The organism is Fibrisoma montanum, assembly GCF_003583365.1.
Taxonomy (GTDB): Bacteria; Bacteroidota; Bacteroidia; order Cytophagales; family Spirosomataceae; genus Fibrisoma; species Fibrisoma montanum.
On sequence record NZ_QXED01000013.1, the window covers coordinates 1 to 16,316 of the forward strand.

15 protein-coding genes are annotated in these 16,316 nt (G+C 56.9%); 3 read left to right on the plus strand and 12 right to left on the minus strand.

Annotation, left to right across the window (positions count from 1 at the left end):
• Nucleotides 1–24: 24 nt before the first annotated feature.
• Nucleotides 25–753, plus strand: coding sequence for a 6-phosphogluconolactonase (gene pgl, locus DYU11_RS29310; protein WP_119671305.1), 729 nt, complete (start codon nt 25–27; stop codon nt 751–753).
• Between the two features lie 9 nt (nt 754–762).
• On the opposite strand, the gene DYU11_RS29315 is transcribed toward pgl, so the two are convergent.
• The 5 genes from DYU11_RS29315 to DYU11_RS29335 form a co-directional block, all read right to left on the minus strand.
• Complete coding sequence (locus DYU11_RS29315; protein WP_119671407.1) at nt 763–1,626, minus strand: glycosyltransferase family 2 protein; 864 nt, start codon at nt 1,624–1,626, stop codon at nt 763–765.
• A gap of 108 nt (nt 1,627–1,734) precedes the next feature.
• Complete coding sequence (locus DYU11_RS29320) at nt 1,735–2,841, minus strand: dipeptidase (protein WP_119671306.1); 1,107 nt, start codon at nt 2,839–2,841, stop codon at nt 1,735–1,737.
• An 8-nt stretch (nt 2,842–2,849) separates the two neighbouring features.
• Entirely contained in the window at nt 2,850–3,239 is a 390-nt protein-coding gene (locus DYU11_RS29325; RefSeq protein ID WP_119671307.1) for a RidA family protein, read from the minus strand.
• Between the two features lie 73 nt (nt 3,240–3,312).
• Complete coding sequence (locus DYU11_RS29330; RefSeq protein WP_119671308.1) at nt 3,313–4,929, minus strand: FAD-binding protein; 1,617 nt, start codon at nt 4,927–4,929, stop codon at nt 3,313–3,315.
• 31 nt (nt 4,930–4,960) lie between these two features.
• Nucleotides 4,961–5,347 carry a hypothetical protein gene (locus tag DYU11_RS29335; protein WP_158600387.1) on the minus strand — a complete coding sequence of 129 codons (387 nt, stop codon included), beginning with the start codon at nt 5,345–5,347 and terminating at the stop codon, nt 4,961–4,963.
• A 160-nt stretch (nt 5,348–5,507) separates the two neighbouring features.
• On the opposite strand from DYU11_RS29335, the gene DYU11_RS29340 reads away from it, so the two are divergent.
• Nucleotides 5,508–6,257 (plus strand): AraC family transcriptional regulator, encoded by a 750-nt coding sequence (locus DYU11_RS29340; RefSeq protein ID WP_158600388.1) that lies wholly within the window; start codon nt 5,508–5,510, stop codon nt 6,255–6,257.
• Nucleotides 6,258–6,348: 91 nt separating this feature from the next.
• Nucleotides 6,349–6,699 (plus strand): VOC family protein, encoded by a 351-nt coding sequence (locus DYU11_RS29345; protein WP_119671311.1) that lies wholly within the window; start codon nt 6,349–6,351, stop codon nt 6,697–6,699.
• On the opposite strand, the gene DYU11_RS29350 is transcribed toward DYU11_RS29345, so the two are convergent.
• The 7 genes from DYU11_RS29350 to DYU11_RS29380 form a co-directional block, all read right to left on the minus strand.
• Nucleotides 6,700–7,689 (minus strand): glycoside hydrolase family 43 protein, encoded by a 990-nt coding sequence (locus DYU11_RS29350; protein WP_119671312.1) that lies wholly within the window; start codon nt 7,687–7,689, stop codon nt 6,700–6,702.
• A gap of 109 nt (nt 7,690–7,798) precedes the next feature.
• Entirely contained in the window at nt 7,799–8,842 is a 1,044-nt protein-coding gene (locus DYU11_RS33090) for an alpha/beta fold hydrolase (protein WP_147368070.1), read from the minus strand.
• A 59-nt stretch (nt 8,843–8,901) separates the two neighbouring features.
• Nucleotides 8,902–10,011: a hypothetical protein gene (locus DYU11_RS29360; protein ID WP_158600389.1), complete on the minus strand. Its 1,110-nt coding sequence runs from the start codon at nt 10,009–10,011 to the stop codon at nt 8,902–8,904.
• Between the two features lie 42 nt (nt 10,012–10,053).
• Nucleotides 10,054–11,463 carry a phosphoglucosamine mutase gene (gene glmM, locus DYU11_RS29365; protein ID WP_119671315.1) on the minus strand — a complete coding sequence of 470 codons (1,410 nt, stop codon included), beginning with the start codon at nt 11,461–11,463 and terminating at the stop codon, nt 10,054–10,056.
• A gap of 151 nt (nt 11,464–11,614) precedes the next feature.
• Entirely contained in the window at nt 11,615–12,472 is an 858-nt protein-coding gene (locus tag DYU11_RS29370; protein ID WP_119671316.1) for a transglutaminase family protein, read from the minus strand.
• A gap of 24 nt (nt 12,473–12,496) precedes the next feature.
• On the minus strand, nt 12,497–13,234 hold the full coding sequence (locus DYU11_RS29375) for a proteasome-type protease (RefSeq protein WP_119671317.1): 738 nt from the start codon (nt 13,232–13,234) through the stop codon (nt 12,497–12,499).
• Nucleotides 13,235–13,328: 94 nt separating this feature from the next.
• Nucleotides 13,329–15,935, minus strand: a complete 2,607-nt coding sequence (locus DYU11_RS29380; RefSeq protein WP_119671318.1) for a DUF11 domain-containing protein — start codon at nt 15,933–15,935, stop codon at nt 13,329–13,331.
• Between the last annotated feature and the right edge of the window lie 381 nt (nt 15,936–16,316).

A 16,316-nucleotide genomic window follows, 5' to 3' on the forward strand; every position in this document is an offset into this window, starting at 1 on the left:
CCACGCCCCCAACCCCCTGCCCCTATGCAGTTAATCATCAAAAAAGACTCCGACGAACTCGCTCGGGCCGTAGCCGACTGGCTCGTTACGTACATCAATGACGTGTTGCAGCGTCAGGAGCGGTTCACCATTGCCCTGTCGGGTGGCAGCACGCCCGAAGCCCTGTTCAAACTCCTGGCCGAATTGCCGTACCGGGAAGTGATTCCCTGGGATAAACTGCATATCTTCTGGGGGGATGAACGGTACGTGCCCCTCGACGACGACCGCAGCAACGCCCGCATGGCGTACCAGACCCTGCTGAATCATGTACCGGTCGAACCGACGCAGGTGTTTGTCTGGCCCACCAATCAGGAACCCGACGTAGCGGCCGACCGATATGCTAACATCCTGCATACTTACTTTGATGGCTACAACCGGACGTTCGATCTGGTGATGCTCGGCATGGGCGATGATGGTCATACGCTTTCGCTTTTCCCCGGTACGGAGGTCGTCCACGAAGACAAGGCCTGGACAAACGCGTATTTTCTGAAAGCGCAGAATATGTACCGCCTGACGCTGACCGCGCCGGTGGTGAACAAGGCCGCTGCCGTGGCGTTTTTGGTGGCTGGACCCAAAAAAGCGGCCCCCCTCAACGAAGTGATCAACGGCGATTACCGCCCCGATGTGTACCCGTCGCAGGTGATCCGGCCAACCGACGGCGAACTGTACTGGTTCGTCGACGAAGCCGCGGCCGCGCAGGTACAACCGTCGTAGGCCGGGGTGTCAGTAAAAACTTTCAATTTTCAGAATCTGCCGTTCTACGTGGACCGGCACTACCCGGCGTTTGGAGAGCAGCAACAGCAACACGCGTACGGCTTCCTGATAGCCCTTGCGGACGTTCTCGTCGGAACGACTTCGCTGGTAAATGTGCAGCGTATGCCGAAGGGCGTAGTACCACGGCCGGCGAAGCCAGTAGTACCAGAGCGTGTCGCGGGTCAGGAGCTGGATGCGGTGCGAACAGTCCCGAACGGGCGAGGGGTAATGGTGGCACACCATATCGTCGGCGTAGGATAAACTCCATCCGCTGGCCAGCATATCCACCGAGAAAAGACGTTCTTCGCCCGCGATGGCAAACTGCTGATTGAAACCGCCCATCGCCAGAAACGCCTGTCGGCGGATGACGACCGCACAGCACACGAAGCCCAGAATAGCCGGACCCGGCAGTGGTAACTGACTGCTGAGGGGGCTGTTGCGCATGGCTTCGCAGACCGGTTCCAGGCGGTTGTCGTCGCCCAGCAGCACTTTACCCGCCAGAACGCCCAGATGGGTGTATTGCCGGAAGTACTGCACAGCTTTGGTCAAGGCGCCGGGCTCCCAGAACGAATCATCGTCGCAGAACGCAACCAGGGGTGTTCGGGCCGCCTGAACGCCGATGTTTCGGGCGTTCAAACCCTGGTTAGTGGGCAGTGCCACTACGTTCACGGCCGGGAACGCGGCCCGAACGCGCTCCGGCGTCCCGTCGGTAGAGGCATTGTCGACAACGATGATGGGCGGCTTTTCGGGTAACTGTGCCAGATGCCCCAGGGTCCAGAGTAATGTGTCAACCCGGTTACGGGTCACAATCAGCACGGAAATGTCGGAAGTCATGATCAGGTTGCTCAAATGCCTTGTCAACCGGGCGGCTGAATGAATGTTGACAAAGAAGAGCAACGGCACGGTAGATTTAGCGTACAGCCCACCCCCGACGACGGACCGCTACGTTTTCCACGCGTTTTGCAGGAAACGCAGCCAGTTTTTAAAGAAAATATTCTCGATGTCCCCGGCCGAATACCCTCGTCTGGTCAGCAGCCCCTGAAGGTTCTGCAAATCGCTGATGGTATCCAGATCGGTCGGTGACTGCTCGCGGCCAAACGTACCGTCGAGATCGGAGCCGATGGCACAATGCAGGGAGTTGCCCGCCATCTGGCAGATGTGGTCGAAGTGGTCGATTACCGTGTCGAGGGTAATGCCAAAATCGGCCGGATTGCTTTTCCGCTGCGTAAAGCCCGGTTTCAGCATCCACGCGTCGAAGCACCCGCCGATCACCGACCCCCGCTCAATCAGACGTTTGATCTGGTCGTCAGCAAGCTGGCGCTGGTGCGGTACCAGCGCCCGGCAATTGTGGTGACTGGCCCATACCGGTCCCTGGTACGAGTCCATCGCTTCGGTAAACCCCTCGTCGGTTAGGTGCGTTACGTCCAGAATCAGATTCAGCCGGTCCATTTCGCGCAGCAGGTCGCGGCCCAGGGCGGTCAGCGGCCCCGCCAACCCCGTGCCCGGAGCGTAGCGGCCGGTGCTGTAATGAGCCGGTCCGGTGGCCCTGAGCCCGTAGGCGTAGGCGGTTTCCAGATACGACAGATCGACCAGCGAGTCGGCCCCTTCGAGACTGAGAATGTACCCCACCGGTTTAGTTTCATTCGGCAGGCTGTCGTCGAGCCAGAGCGCTACGTGCCGGTCGAGCGATGCCCGGTCGGTGATCTGCACCAGCTCGGCAACGCCATCCGGCCCGGGTTGGGTCATGGCTTCGTACCACGCCCGCTGGGCCTGGGTCATGGCCCAGGCCTGATGCGGGGAGTTCCAGCCGGCACCGGGTAAAATGCCGCCTGATCCGGTAGGTTGATTAAACCGGGCGATCTGCGTAGCTACCACCAGCCCGATGTTGCCCCGGCGGAGTTCCGGCAGTGATACGGTGCCCTTCGCCCGGTCGATCCTGTCCGTCATCCCCGCTTCCGATGCCCGGATGGCACTGACCGGCTGCCGGTAATCGCGGTTCCATTCGATGGCGTTGAGCGCCATGTCGAGGTGAGCATCAATCAGGAACATAGCAACGGCTACGGTAATTTGGCGACTACGTCGATCTCTACCTTGATGCCATTACCCAGCACCGACTGCACAGTTGTCCGGGCCGGTTTGATTCCGGGGAAGTAGCTGGCGTAGATTTGGTTATAAACCGCGAAATCGTTGATATCGGCCAGGTGAACGGTGCTCTTCACAACGTCGTCGAACGTACAGCCGGCCGCTTCCAGAATTCGCCCGACGTTTTGCAGAGTCAGGTGGGTTTCGGACTCGATGGTGCCCAGCACGAATTCGCCCTTGGCGTAATCGACCGGACCCTGACCGGATACGTACAGCCAGCCGTCGATGAGTACGCCGGACGAATACGCGCCGGTTGAAAAGCCTTCTTTTACGTCGGGATGGTGTATCTGAATTTTTGTCGCCATGTCTGTTTTGGTTTTGCGTCCGCTAAAGTAGATGCTTTCTTGACATGACGCTTCGGTTACCCCAAAAATAGGGTCAGACAATTGGCTCATTGAGCACAACGGCCTTATCCAGCCCGCAGCGCTCCATAAACTCGTTGGTAAACACCTTCCGGGTGTCGTTGTCGAGCAGTTGGTTCCGGGCCAGCAACCACGCATCCACGCTGGCGTCGCCGTACATGTTCCGCACCCGTTGGGCATCCAGGTTGAAGTTGACTTTACCCCAGTGCAGGGTGTACGGAATGCCGAGCGTTTCCAGGCGATTCCAGGTTTTCTGCAGGAACTGCCGGGTTGGGGTTGATTCGATGCCGTCCAGTTCCAGCACGCACGTTACGGGAAAGCGCGTAAATCCCAACGTAGCGGGTGTCTGCCTCACCCACCGCAAGCCAAGTACGCCCGGAAACGCCGATTGTTTGTTGAGTTCGATAATCTCCTCCAGCACCCGGGGGCTGTCGGTGGCGTCGATCCCAATGGCCGCGCTGGAGGCCTTGCCCCGGATGTTGGTGTAGCCAAAAAAATCGGCCATGGTACCGACCCAGCCGTCGGTATTCTCCAGCGCCTGCGGATACAATGCGTTGACCATAGCCGGTACCAGCCTGGCCGAGAACGGCCTCAGCTTGTCGAGCAGCGTCTGGATCAGGCCCATCGTATCGTCGCCGTAAACGAATCCCGGCTTTGGCGGGGGCGGCACGGCCCCGGCCGGCTTGACGGTATGTTTGTTCAGGATGCGGATAAACGCCCCGTGTGCCGGGTTGGTCCCCGTTACGTCGAACTGGTGCGGATTGACAATCATCTGGAAATGATACGGCTCACCCCCGTCCGGTTGCGTAGGTAGTCGGAGTGCCGTTTGTAAACCCGAAAAATCGAGCTGGGTCATGGCTCGTTTCAGGTCGTCGTTGTAAACAACCCGGTCGTTGCTATAAGCTTTCAGCCAGAACAGCGGCTCGGTCTGGAGCATGACGCCATGAATAAACCCAAAACTGCCGAAACTGACTACGGCCGCGTTGAACAGATCGTCGTCGCGCAAGACGTCGGTCACGCCAAGCCAGTCGGTAAACGCCGGGGAAGCTACCGGAAACGACGCCCGTTCGAGCCATACGTGGCGGTCGGCACCCGTAACCAGGTGCAGGCCGACGACCGTGTCGTGCACCGCCCCCAGGTTAAAGGCTGCGCCATGGGTACCGGTCGAAAAGGCCCCGGCGATGGTCTGGCCGTTGCTGGCTCCCGACGCCCGCATCGATTTGCCGTTGGCTTCCAGCATTTCTTCGATGATGTGGATGGTCGTGCCGCATTCGGTGAAGAACAGGTCGCCGGCCGAATGCCCGGCGTTCAGGTACGCCGGGGCGACCATCGAGTTGCCCAGCGGGAAGGTCTGCATCAGGGCATTGGCGTCGATCAGTCCACCGTTGGTAACCCCTACCTTCGTGAACGACCAGTTTTTGCCGATTGCCCGCAGGCGCAGGTTATGGCTGATGGCGTGCTGAATCAGCCACTGAAAGTTGGCCGTTGTCTGGCGATATTGCGCCTGACTCCCCGATACGGTCGGGATACGTAGTTTGAAGGACGCGCCCGGCGTCAGGGGCTGCGTAAAGTTCTGGTGCCGGTTGGTGAGTTCCGTCACCGACAGGCGTTCAAGTCCGTTTGGCAGGCTCATGGGAAAGGGGGGGAGGAGGGTTAGGAAACACTTAGCGGGAACCTATTGGCTGAGGAGCCGGAACGTAGGGTGCGCAGCACCACCGAACGCGTCGTTTGGTAACGATGCCGAGCGTAAGGGTCGTGAGTACGTAGTGACCAAACGACGATCTGACCGTTACGCCGTTGAGGTGGTTGAACCGTTTATCGCAGGGCGGATGGATGTCGGCCGGTTGTTTCAGCCCCCAGAAATAAGCCGTCACGACCGTATCGGTGTACGTAACGTTGGCGGGGGTGTCGCAGTCGGTTTCGGTAACCACGCGCGTGGTCATGCAGCCGGGCAGCGCAGGCAGCAGCAGAAACAGGAGCACCGCCATCCGGCCACGCAGCCGGCCGGAATGGTATCGGGGTTTAGAATCGGAAAAACGGGTCAGGAGCATGGTGTCGGGACGTTGGATGATCGGTTGGTCGGAGTATACAAAATCCGGCAAACACAACGGTCGGCCAATTGAGGAAACGGTCGGGCATTTGAGAAAGCGGCCGTTTCGTACGTGCCTGAAAACCTGTTATTTTAGCGGATGTACTGGCGACCTCCCGACAATGAACTACTCTGAAGTATTACCGGCCATGCCGCTGCAGCCCTACGTTGAATGCTACTGGATTCGGCGGGGGCGGCCGGTGGCGCAAGCCGCCCGAATCCTCCCCGATGGCTGCACGGATATCCTCTACGTATTTGGTAGCAAGGCGGCCGTTTCGGATGGGGCGTTGCTGGTTGGTACCATGACCCGGGCCGTGCTGAGTTCGGTAGCGCCGGAAGCTGACGTACTGGGGGTTCGTTTCAGGCCCGGCGGTCTGTTTCCCTTTGTGCAGACGCCCCTGCACCTCTTCACGGATGGGCTGGTCGAACTGGCCGGTGTGCAGAAGCAGTTAGGCGATTCGGTTTTTTCTGCACTTGGCGATACCGATGCGTGGGCCGTGCGTATTGACCGACTGGATCGGGCGCTGCTGAAACGATTGTCTGCCGGACAGCTTCCCCCGCCCTCCGTGCTGGCCAGCGTCCGGCACCTGGAAGGCCAGCACGGCCAGTTTTCCATTGAACGGCTGGCCGATCAGGGCGGAATCAGCCGCCGACAACTGGAGCGGCAGTTTCAGCAGTACGTCGGGGTTTCACCCAAGCTGCTGGCCCGAATCCTGCGTTTTCGGCGGATGCAGGCTCTCCTGCGAACTCAGCCGGCCGATTCGCTCATGGGGCTGGCTTTCGATAACGGCTACACCGATCACGCGCACCTGACGAAAGAATTCAGGGCGTTTGCAGGTATTACGCCCAGTACGTACTGGGGGGAGGGGTAGCCCTAATCAGGCAATTTTAAGCGGTGTCGCATTTTTACAAACGAGTTGGCGGGTCGGTAATGCATCTTTGCCGGGACAAATCAACGCAGCCATGAACGCAACCGAACAGAACCTTCGTATTGACTACATTGAATTTCCGGCGGCTGACCTACCCGCCACCCAGCGTTTCTACCAGACGGTTTTCGGCTGGCAGTTTGAAGAGTATGGGCCGGAGTACACCAGCTTTTCCGACGGCCGCATGACCGGTGGTTTCTACCAGGCAGACGGGCTGCGGGCCGCACAGCCATTGGTTGTCATGTACGCAACCGACCTTGAAGCCGTTGAATCGGCCGTACGGGCTGCGGGCGGAGCCATCACCAAAGCGATTTTTTCCTTTCCCGGTGGCCGGCGGTTTCACTTCACCGACCCGAACGGCAACGAACTGGCGGTCTGGTCGGAGTAGTTACTTCAGGGGGCGTCTTTTCACCCCTTCTACGGTCAGTTTAACGGGTTTGATAGCGCCGTTCTCGTCAAAATACATACGTTCGATGCAGGTTTCCCGGTGATTACCGTCGGTTTCCGTCAGCGGGCGACGGTGGTAAACTATGTACCACTCGTCGGTGCCCGGAACCTGTATCACCGAGTGGTGTCCTGCCCCGGTCGCTACGGTGGGGTCCTGCTGCAGAATCTTCCCTACACGCTCAAAAGGGCCGAAGGGAGAGTCAGCCACCGCATAAGCCACTGAATAATTGGGGCCGGTCCAGCCGCCTTCCGACCACATGAAATAATACTTGCCGTTCCGGATGAACATAATCGGACCTTCCACATAGCCCTGTGGGGTGATTTCCTTGAACGTGGTACCATCCGGAAACGGCACGACACCCGTAAAGTCGTCTTTCAGCCGGGCGATGTTGCAGTGCCGCCAGCCACCGTAGATGAGGTAATACTGCCCGTCTTTGTCGTGAAATACAAACTGATCAATGGGTTGCGCGCCGTTGTGAAACTGGCCGATGAGAGGTTTGCCCAGCAGATCTTTGAACGGTCCGGCGGGGTTGTTGGCCACGGCGACCCCAATACCACCGGCTTCGTTGTTGTTCTGGATGTCGTTGGCACCGAAGAAAAGGTAATACTTACCGCCTTTTTCCAATGCGGCCGGTGCCCACATGGCGCGTTTGGCCCACTTCACCGCCGACGTATCGATAATACGTTGGTGTTTGGTCCAGTTAATCAGGTCGGGCGACGAAAACGCGTCCATAAACACCTGCTGGTTATACGGTGCCGAGTAGGTTGGATACACCCAGTACGTTTTGTTGAAGATGGTGCCTTCCGGATCGGCGTACCAGCCGGGAAAAATAGGGTTGCCGGAGGTCGCTTTCGACGCGGTTGATTGAGCGGATACGAAGCAGGGTAGCAGAACAGCGAGCAGGCAGAAGGTGAAAAAGGAGCGAGTCATGCGGTTGATTCAATAAATATTACGAATAACGTCTTCTTTTCGTGCAATTTGGTACGTTATGAGAAGAAGTATCCTGATATGGCTAAGAAAGGAGCACTACGTAGCAGTTCTAATGAGTTTGAAGCCACTGAAAATATTCTTTCTCGACCGTTACTCCATTATAAATTTTGTTAATAACCTTACGGTCAGCCCCGTAAACGAGTTTATGGTAGGTGTGGTCATGGTCGGGATACGCTTTCAGAGTAAGGTTTGTTTTACCGCGCCGTGCAAACTCAAGAGGTAATATGTCGTTTGACGTAGCGGCTATATCGGCCGTGCCATAAATAACGAGAATTGGGATACTTAGCGACAGCAGATAGTCTTTATTATAAGGATGAGAAAATGAATACGTTGTGCGGGGTGGGTCACCTACTTTGGCTGAAGAGCTCAGTGAATCTCGACATATTTCAAGCCACTGGTTTTGCCGAGCTTCTACGTTGCGTTGTGCATCTTCCTGACTAATCTCACCAGTTAGGCCTCTGAACCGCTCCTGCCGAATAAGGCCTTGCTGCCGGCCGTCCAGAAAACCCGACGAAACGATCAGGTGGGTGACTTTGGGATTAGTATAAGCCGTCTTAATGGCCACAAAATAACCTTCCGAGCCACCTGCTACAACCACTCGTTTGACATCGGCCCACGGTTGGCTTAGGACAAAGCTAAGCACAACATTGGTTTGCCGAACGTAATAATCGAGGTAATTGTGGGTTTGATAAACAGCTGGGTACATGGACGGTTTTGGACGACTTCGCGTACTAAACAATGTATCCAGATATGCAGCATTAGAGATTAATGGAACACCGGGCTTCGCAATCATGATGGAATAAAAATCCTGTTCATGATCATAGCAGGTGATAGGTAGTTCGGTGAGTGAGGGCCGATTGCTTCCGGGATTAGTTGTGAAGAGTGGAATAGGTAGAGAACCTTGTCGGAAGAGAAAGATAGGTTTGGGTTTAGTCAGTTCTCCCTGTTTAGCTACTACTGCAAATGTGATAGAATCGTCTTCAAACGGTATACTGAATACTGTGTATCCACCAATAAACCGTTGAGAATATTGTCCGCATGCTACTGTACTGGTTGTAGCAACTATAAGCATAAAGATGGATAGGTGTTTCATGAGTACGAGATATAAGATCTCTACCGTAAATATGAAAATACCTTACTGACCTCTCCAAGTTAATGTTTGTTAAAAGGTACTCGGGCTGCAGATACCCGTTTCCGTTTTCGCGGGTTCAGGGTAAGCCAGACGCCAAGCAGAAGTATCCCCCAGAAGAGCAGTGGAATGATGTAGACCTCAGGAGGCAGTACGTAATGGACCGACATCAGGTCATTCAGGGCGCTGGAGTACAGTACTTGTAAACGATCTCCTTTCGTTCGTGTGCCATACTCCGCTTCGGTGATCGCGATCTCCCGCTTCTGCTGCCGGAACTGGACGGTAGCCTGGTAGGCGTAGGTGCTGAATGACCGGTTCCGTCGACTGGTCGAGTGCGTTTTGTTGGTACTGAGTACAATCGCTTCGTCGGGTTGGCTGGTGGCTCGCAGCCGATTCCAGTATTGGTACCGACCGGCCGCATCGTACGTGATAAACGCGGCTACGCCAAAAAGCGTGGCAAAGAGTACCAGTTTGCTGAGCCATTGGAGAGTAGGGACGGGAATGAGGTAGTTAATCAACCCCGACACCAGAAAAAACAAGACAACAGCCAATACCACCAGAACGCTCAGGAGTTTGTTTGCACCGCTCAGGTCGTCGGCAATTGTCCACCTGACCAGGCGGGATACGGTAAGCTGGGCACTGGGCCGGCTCAAGGCGGGTTGGCGAAAGGCATCCAGCGAAGGATGGTATACTACGTTCACCGTCTGCCCTTTGTCGACAGCGACTGTGTCGGTCAGAAAACGGGTGGTGTACGGCCGGGCGCCATGCCGGAACGTAATGTAGACCGCGTTCTGAAAGGCATCCAGCCAGGTGCGCTGTTCAAAATTGACCTCGTCGATCCGGACCCGAACAATCCGGCCTTCCTGATCGAAACGGCGTTGCAGGGCGGCTTCTTCATAAACAGGCCACAAAAACCACAGAATCCCCCCCACAACCGCTATTTGCAGGAGCAGCACAAGGACTGTGAACACTCGTTTCAGTACGTCGAGAAGTTGCTGGAGCATGGATTCCGAATGGCCTGAGCGCCTGATGGGTAAAGGAAGATACGGGTTTCTGGCGCTGCACTCGGAAAGCTTTGAGGAAACGGTAACACCGTCGGCCTCAACGCTGCTGAACAAAAAAAGCCAGTTCATACGTATGAACTGGCCCTGATGAATCGAAATGCCGGGAGACTTTTACCGATTTTCGGAGATGACTTCCTTGATGTCAGCGATGATCTTACCGGCCAGGTGCTCGGCTGTAGCCAGCGTATCCGACTCGGAATAGATCCGGATGATCGGCTCGGTATTGGACTTACGCAGATGCACCCACTCCTTATCGAACTCGATCTTGACGCCGTCGATGGTATTGATCGGGTTGCGGGCATACCGCGCCTGAATCCGTTCCAGCACGGTATCCACGTTGATGTCGGGGGTCAGTTCAATCTTATTTTTCGAGATATAGTAGTTCGGATACGTCCGGCGCAGCATCGAGGCCGACTTGCCGAAGCGGGCCAGGTGGCTCAGAAACAACGCAATACCGACCAGGGCGTCGCGGCCGTAGTGCAATTCGGGATAGATGATACCACCGTTGCCTTCGCCACCGATCACCGCCTGCTGTTCCTTCATCATTTCCACCACGTTCACTTCGCCCACTGCCGACGCAGAGTGCTTGCCGCCGTATTTCTGGGTGACGTCACGCAGGGCCACCGTTGAGGACAGATTCGATACGGTGTTGCCCGGCTGACTGCCCTGCGGCCGATTACGAAGTACGTAGTCAGCTACGCCGACTAACGTATATTCCTCACCGAACGGAGATCCGTCTTCGCAGATCAGGGCCAGCCGATCGACGTCGGGGTCGACAACAATACCCAGATCGAAACCTCCTTTTTCAATCTCCTTGATGATGTCGCGGAGGTTTTCGGGGAGGGGTTCCGGATTGTGGGCAAACTGCCCGGTTGGTTCGCAGTGCAGTTTCGTAATCTGCTCAACGCCGAGGGCTTCCAGCAGCATCGGTACGGCCAGACCGCCCGTGGAGTTGACCGCATCAACTACCACCCGGAAGTTACGCGCGGCAATGGCGTTGCGGTCTACCAGCGGCAGGGCCAGAATCTGGTCAATGTGCTTTTGAAGCCAGGTTGTATCCTGCCGGTAACTCCCCAGCTTCCGGACTTCCGCAAACTCAAATGACTCGGCTTCGGCAATAGCCAGCAGTTCGGCCCCGTCGTCGGCCGAAATAAACTCACCCTGTTCATTCAGCAGTTTGAGCGCGTTCCATTGAATAGGGTTATGGCTGGCGGTCAGGATGATCCCCCCCGCAGCCCCTTCGCCCGGAACGGCCAGTTCGACCGTGGGGGTTGTCGACAGGCCCAGGTCAATCACGTCAAAGCCAAGCCCCTGCAGCGTAGCCGACACGAGCCGGGAAATCATATCGCCCGACAACCGTCCGTCGCGGCCGATCACAACCGTTTTACTCTGGGCGTTTCGCTGCCGGAGCCATTGCCCGAAAGCCGCCGTAAATTTGACCGCATCCAAGGGCGTCAATGCTTCTCCGCTGCGCCCTCCAATCGTTCCTCGAATCCCGGAAATAGACTTAATTAATGCCACGCTGATGGGTTCAGAAAGTGTACCAGATGTTAGCCTGCAAAGATAGGTGTCTGTTGTCAGTCGACAGTAGACCATTCAGAAAAAAGATGCCGACGGCCGCAGTAGGTTAAACGCAGCCCCCGCCGGTATATAAACAAAAACGTAGCTACGTTTAGTGGCTTAAGTTAGGCACCTGTCCGTTATTGATAAATAACTCGGCCCGGAAGGTAGACTGCGCCTGCCCCGTAAACGTGCCGCTGATGGGTGCGGCCAGTTCGGGCCTGGCGGTTGAGGTCAGAAAAATATGCCGGTTGCTGATCACTTCATTTTCGGTTGGGTCAAAACCCCGCCAGCCGGCTCCCGGCAGGTACACTTCGGCCCAGGCATGAAGCTGGTGTTCCTGCTGCGGATTGCCCGACAGATAGCCGCTCACGAACCGGGCGGCAATCCCCAGACTTCGGCAGGCCGCCATGAACAGCGTTGTATAATCCCGGCAGGACCCGGCCCGGTCAATAAGGGTTTGTTCGGGCGCAAACGGTGGCCCCTCGGGACGGACTTCGTAGCGGAACTGGCGGATGCTCCGGTTCAGCCGCAGCAGGAAGTCGACGGTATCGCCGTTGGCTTCCTCAACCAGACTCCGCGCCCACTCATTGACCATCGAACTGGGATTGGTGCCGCTTAGGTAGGGCGACAGCAATTCCCGAATGGATTCAGGATAGACAAACGGCAGCTTGTTGGCTTCGTAGGGATAAAAGATGAAGTTGAGCGAGTTGAATTCGTTCGATTCGATCTCCAGCTCCATCGTTACGTGCAGCTGCCGGGTCTGGCCCGCAAAATAAACGACCTGCTGCACATTACTTTCCACGTCTACGTTTCGCACGATCTGCGTAGGAGCCGGATCGATCGTCAGATCGTAGCGCAGCAGCCGCTGGTGTGGGTAGGGGCGTGGGTAGAGATACAGGGTATGAGGCTTCAATACAACCGCCTGGTCGTAGGTATAGTCAGAAGTATGCCGAACGTAGAGTTGCATATGAATTGCCTGAGAAAGCAGACGTTACTCCTTGACCGAACGCATTTTCTCGAAGATTGGGTCCATCCAGTACGTCGGAAGTTTCCGAACGGAGTTACTCAGCAGGGCGCTCCACTGGTGCGATACTTCGTCCATGTCGTCTTTTTCCAGCCGGTACTCGGTCATGTGGAAGCTGTTTTTCGGGTAGACAACCACGTCGAGCGGGTAGTCCACGTCGTTGGCACTAACCCGGGTAGCATCGAAGGCCAGAAACCCGATTTTAAGCGCTTCCTGCAAACTGGTTTCGTACGATAGGTTTCTGAAAAGCAGGGGTTTACCGTAGCCTGAGTTGCCGATTATCTTGAACGGTGCCCCATGGTCTACCTCTACCCAGTTGCCTTCCGGATACAGCAGATACAGCTTGTGTTCGGTGTCGTCTTCGAGCTGCCCGCCAACGATGGCGTTCAGGTTGAAATTGAGCCCGCTGGCAGTAAGCGATTCTTTATCTTCCTGCGCTACCCGCTTGACCTGCTCACCAAAGGCATTAACGGCTTTATACAGCTTATTGAACGAGCGGTCCTGTTCGGCAATAACTTCCCGGAAGTACGTGATGGCCTTGTCGCGTACGGACCGCAGGCCCGAGGTCATAATAAACAGGGAGTGATTTTCGACTTCATGAACCGAAATCTTGCGATTTGAGGACACCTCGGTGCCGGAAGTAAGGCGCGTGTCGGCGATGGCGACTAAGCCCGACGCTACCTTGATGCCTAAACAATACGTCATCCTGTACAGTGGGAATGCAGGTTGTATGCCGAACAAATATACGGTTTGCAGCCGTCTTTGTTTGGCAATATGCATCCTTTTCTGGAAAACAGGCTTATTTATTTGGCTTCTGGCCCGTAAACCGATGCTGGGTGGAGGCCGACGGTTTTGGCGAAGTGGCTGGTTGCGTGGTGCTTTCGGTAGCTGCCAGCCGCCCGCCCGATGCCGCTCCGTTCACCCGCAGACTGACCTGGGCCGTGTCGTCTTCTCCGTTGGTCGTGCCGTTGCCGGGCTGACTGTCCGGGTCGGGTTGCCCGGCTGCGCTGATCTGGGCGGCATTGACGAGCGTACTGCCTCCGGTTACGTTGGCCACGAACGACAGGCTGACTTCCTGACCGGCAGCGAGCTGTGCGATGGACCCGGTCACGACCGTACCATTGGCCATCATCCCCGATGCCGACGACGCAAACTGCAGTCCGGCGGGTAGTTCGTCGCGGACGGTGATGTTGGTGGCCGTCTGGCCTCCCCGGTTGCGGATGGTCAGGGTAAACGTAACGGGCTGCCCAATCCGGACCGATGGCCGGCTGGCCTGCATCACCAGGCTCAGATCAGCTTTAGCGGGGTCGGGAGCGGGCTGGTTACTCTGCACGGCCGGGAGCGGGGTCTGGTTGGGGTTAGGCGAATTAAAGGAGCCGGCGGTTTCCGTGCTGAGGGTCCGCACCTGGGTAGAGGCTGCGTCGTCCTGTCCGTCCCCGGTACCGGAGTTCGGCTGGCTGTCGGGATCAGGGCCGGATGACGCCGTCAGTTCAGCCGCGTTGACGTAGTTGCCCGCTGCGGTTAGCCGGGCCACGTAGCGCTGAACAACCGAATTGCCGGCCGACAGACTGGCAATGGTGCCACTGACTATGCCGTTGGCGGCTGTCATGTTGCCCGACGAAACAAAGGCAAGGTTGGCCGGCAGCCGGTTCTGTACCGTTATGTTGCCTGCATCGCATCCGCCTTCATTCCGGACGGTCAGGAAAAACGTAACGGTATCGCCGACGGCGGGTGTTCGGCGGCTGGCCCGCAGAGACAGCGCGAGGTCCGTTCCGCCGGTGTTCACCGTTCTGGTTGTAGCATCAGACAGACAGCCGTATGCCGGATTACGGGCTTTGAGCGTGTAGGTTCCAGCCGACGGGATCGTGATGGACTGCGTGGTGGCCCCGGTGCTCCAGAGATTCGGGCCGTTGTAGTTGGATGTCAGCGTAACGCTGCCCGCCTTGCAGAATGTTTCGGAGCCACTGGTGCTGATACTCGGCGTGGCCGGGCGCACTTCTGCGGGTACCGTTACCGCCGGCGGAAACAGAATGCGTTTCTGCGGACTGCGCAGCCGGGCCGAATACGTTCCGGCCCCTACCGTCTGGCTGCGGTCGGTACTGCCGTTGCTCCACGAGTATTCGTAGCCGTCGGGCTGGGTCAGAACGAGCTGGTTACCCGTTGGCGCACACGCGATGCTGGCTATGGGCTGTGCCTGCGGCAGAATAGGCTGGATGCGCTGGAGTATATCGTCGGTGATGGCATTGGCCCAGAGTTCACCCGCTCGGGCCTGTCCGGCCGGGGAAAAATGCAGACCGTCCGGACGATCTTCGCGGGAGGTGATCTGGTCAATGTCCGGGCCCGGGTACGTATTGTAATTGGCCCGGTTGATAACCTGCGTCTGCGCCTGCCGGACGTTGTCGAACGGGCCATACACAAACGACGACTTGGCGACGATGAACCCCAGATTGGGCTGGTTAAATTCCTGGCGGGTCTTGTCGATAACGCCGAAATGGTGCGTAACGATCAGGTCGGTGGGGTTGCCGCGGTCGTTTTCGCCGTGGTGAATCAGCACCGCCCGCAAACCCGTTGACGGTACGTAGAGGTTCATCAGGTTGCGAATGTTCACAAACGGCATCCGGAGGTCGTACCGGATAAACCCGTGTTCAAACGGAATGTCGTAGGCCGATTTGTAGACGTGCTCCATGTTGGAGCCGCCAAACCCGGCATTGTAGATGAGTACGGGTACGTTGATGCGCTGGGTCAGTACATCCCCCATGCGGCCCCAGAGCCAGGCCACTTTCGAAAACGGCGAAGGGCCGTTGTATTGAAGCATCTTTTCGAACGCCAGACCGGGCAGGTAGCGCGTGTCGGCCGTGAGTTCGTACTGGTAGAAAGTAGCCGCACCGTCCGGCGTGTCGGTGTGCAGTGGCACAACCGTTACGCGGTCGTCGTTTGCTCCTTCGCGGGTGGGGCAATAGTCAACCCCGTCGATGTAGCAGCTACTGCCCTGTGCGTTGGAGTGCCCCAGGATGGCAAACACCTCGCCGACGCCAAACCGCTCAACTACGTCTGTACCGACCACCTGACCATTGCGCAGGCCGCGCACTTCGAGCTGATACCAACCGCCTTTAATTACCAGGTTGCCATTGAACTGACCGTTGATCGGGTTGAGCTGGATGGCTGTCCAGTCGGTGTTGGTGCCCTGCCCGGCTGCCCGGGCTACCACGCGGGCTTCGACCCGGTCAATGCCCTGCGAAAAACTACCCGCCACCTGAACGGTCGCCTGGTTGTTGTTGTCGCGCTGCACAACCATCCGGTTCGTGGGATACGTGACGTCGATCTGAGCCAGTGCCTGAACGGCAGTCAGGCAGGTTACTACGGTTGCTACAAACGCTGTAAGCAGTCGGTTCGTACAAGTTCTCATGACAGATAAAGCTGGCCTACCCTGAACGGTGGCGGGTCTTGTAGCCAAATATAATTGGATATTGAGTAAACGGTTACCATTTTGTATTATTTATTAATTATTTAATTTGTATCGTCTATGTAGTTGGAATATCAGGACGGTAACGAAAAGGCCTCCGAACTAGTGGTTGATGGCTTGTTTTTCCAGGTCGCTCCCTTTGATCTGAAGCCCAGGACGGGCAATTTTTGTAACCGATCGCGTCACTACAGCACCTATGTTGCAGGGGCTGATCTGAACCGGTGGTAACCGTTTTTAGTTGCCCGATCAGGTACGCTCAGGGTTTGTCCGGACAGGGTCGGAAACCAGTTGGTAACTGTGATCAGCGAGTTGAAAACAGGTGAG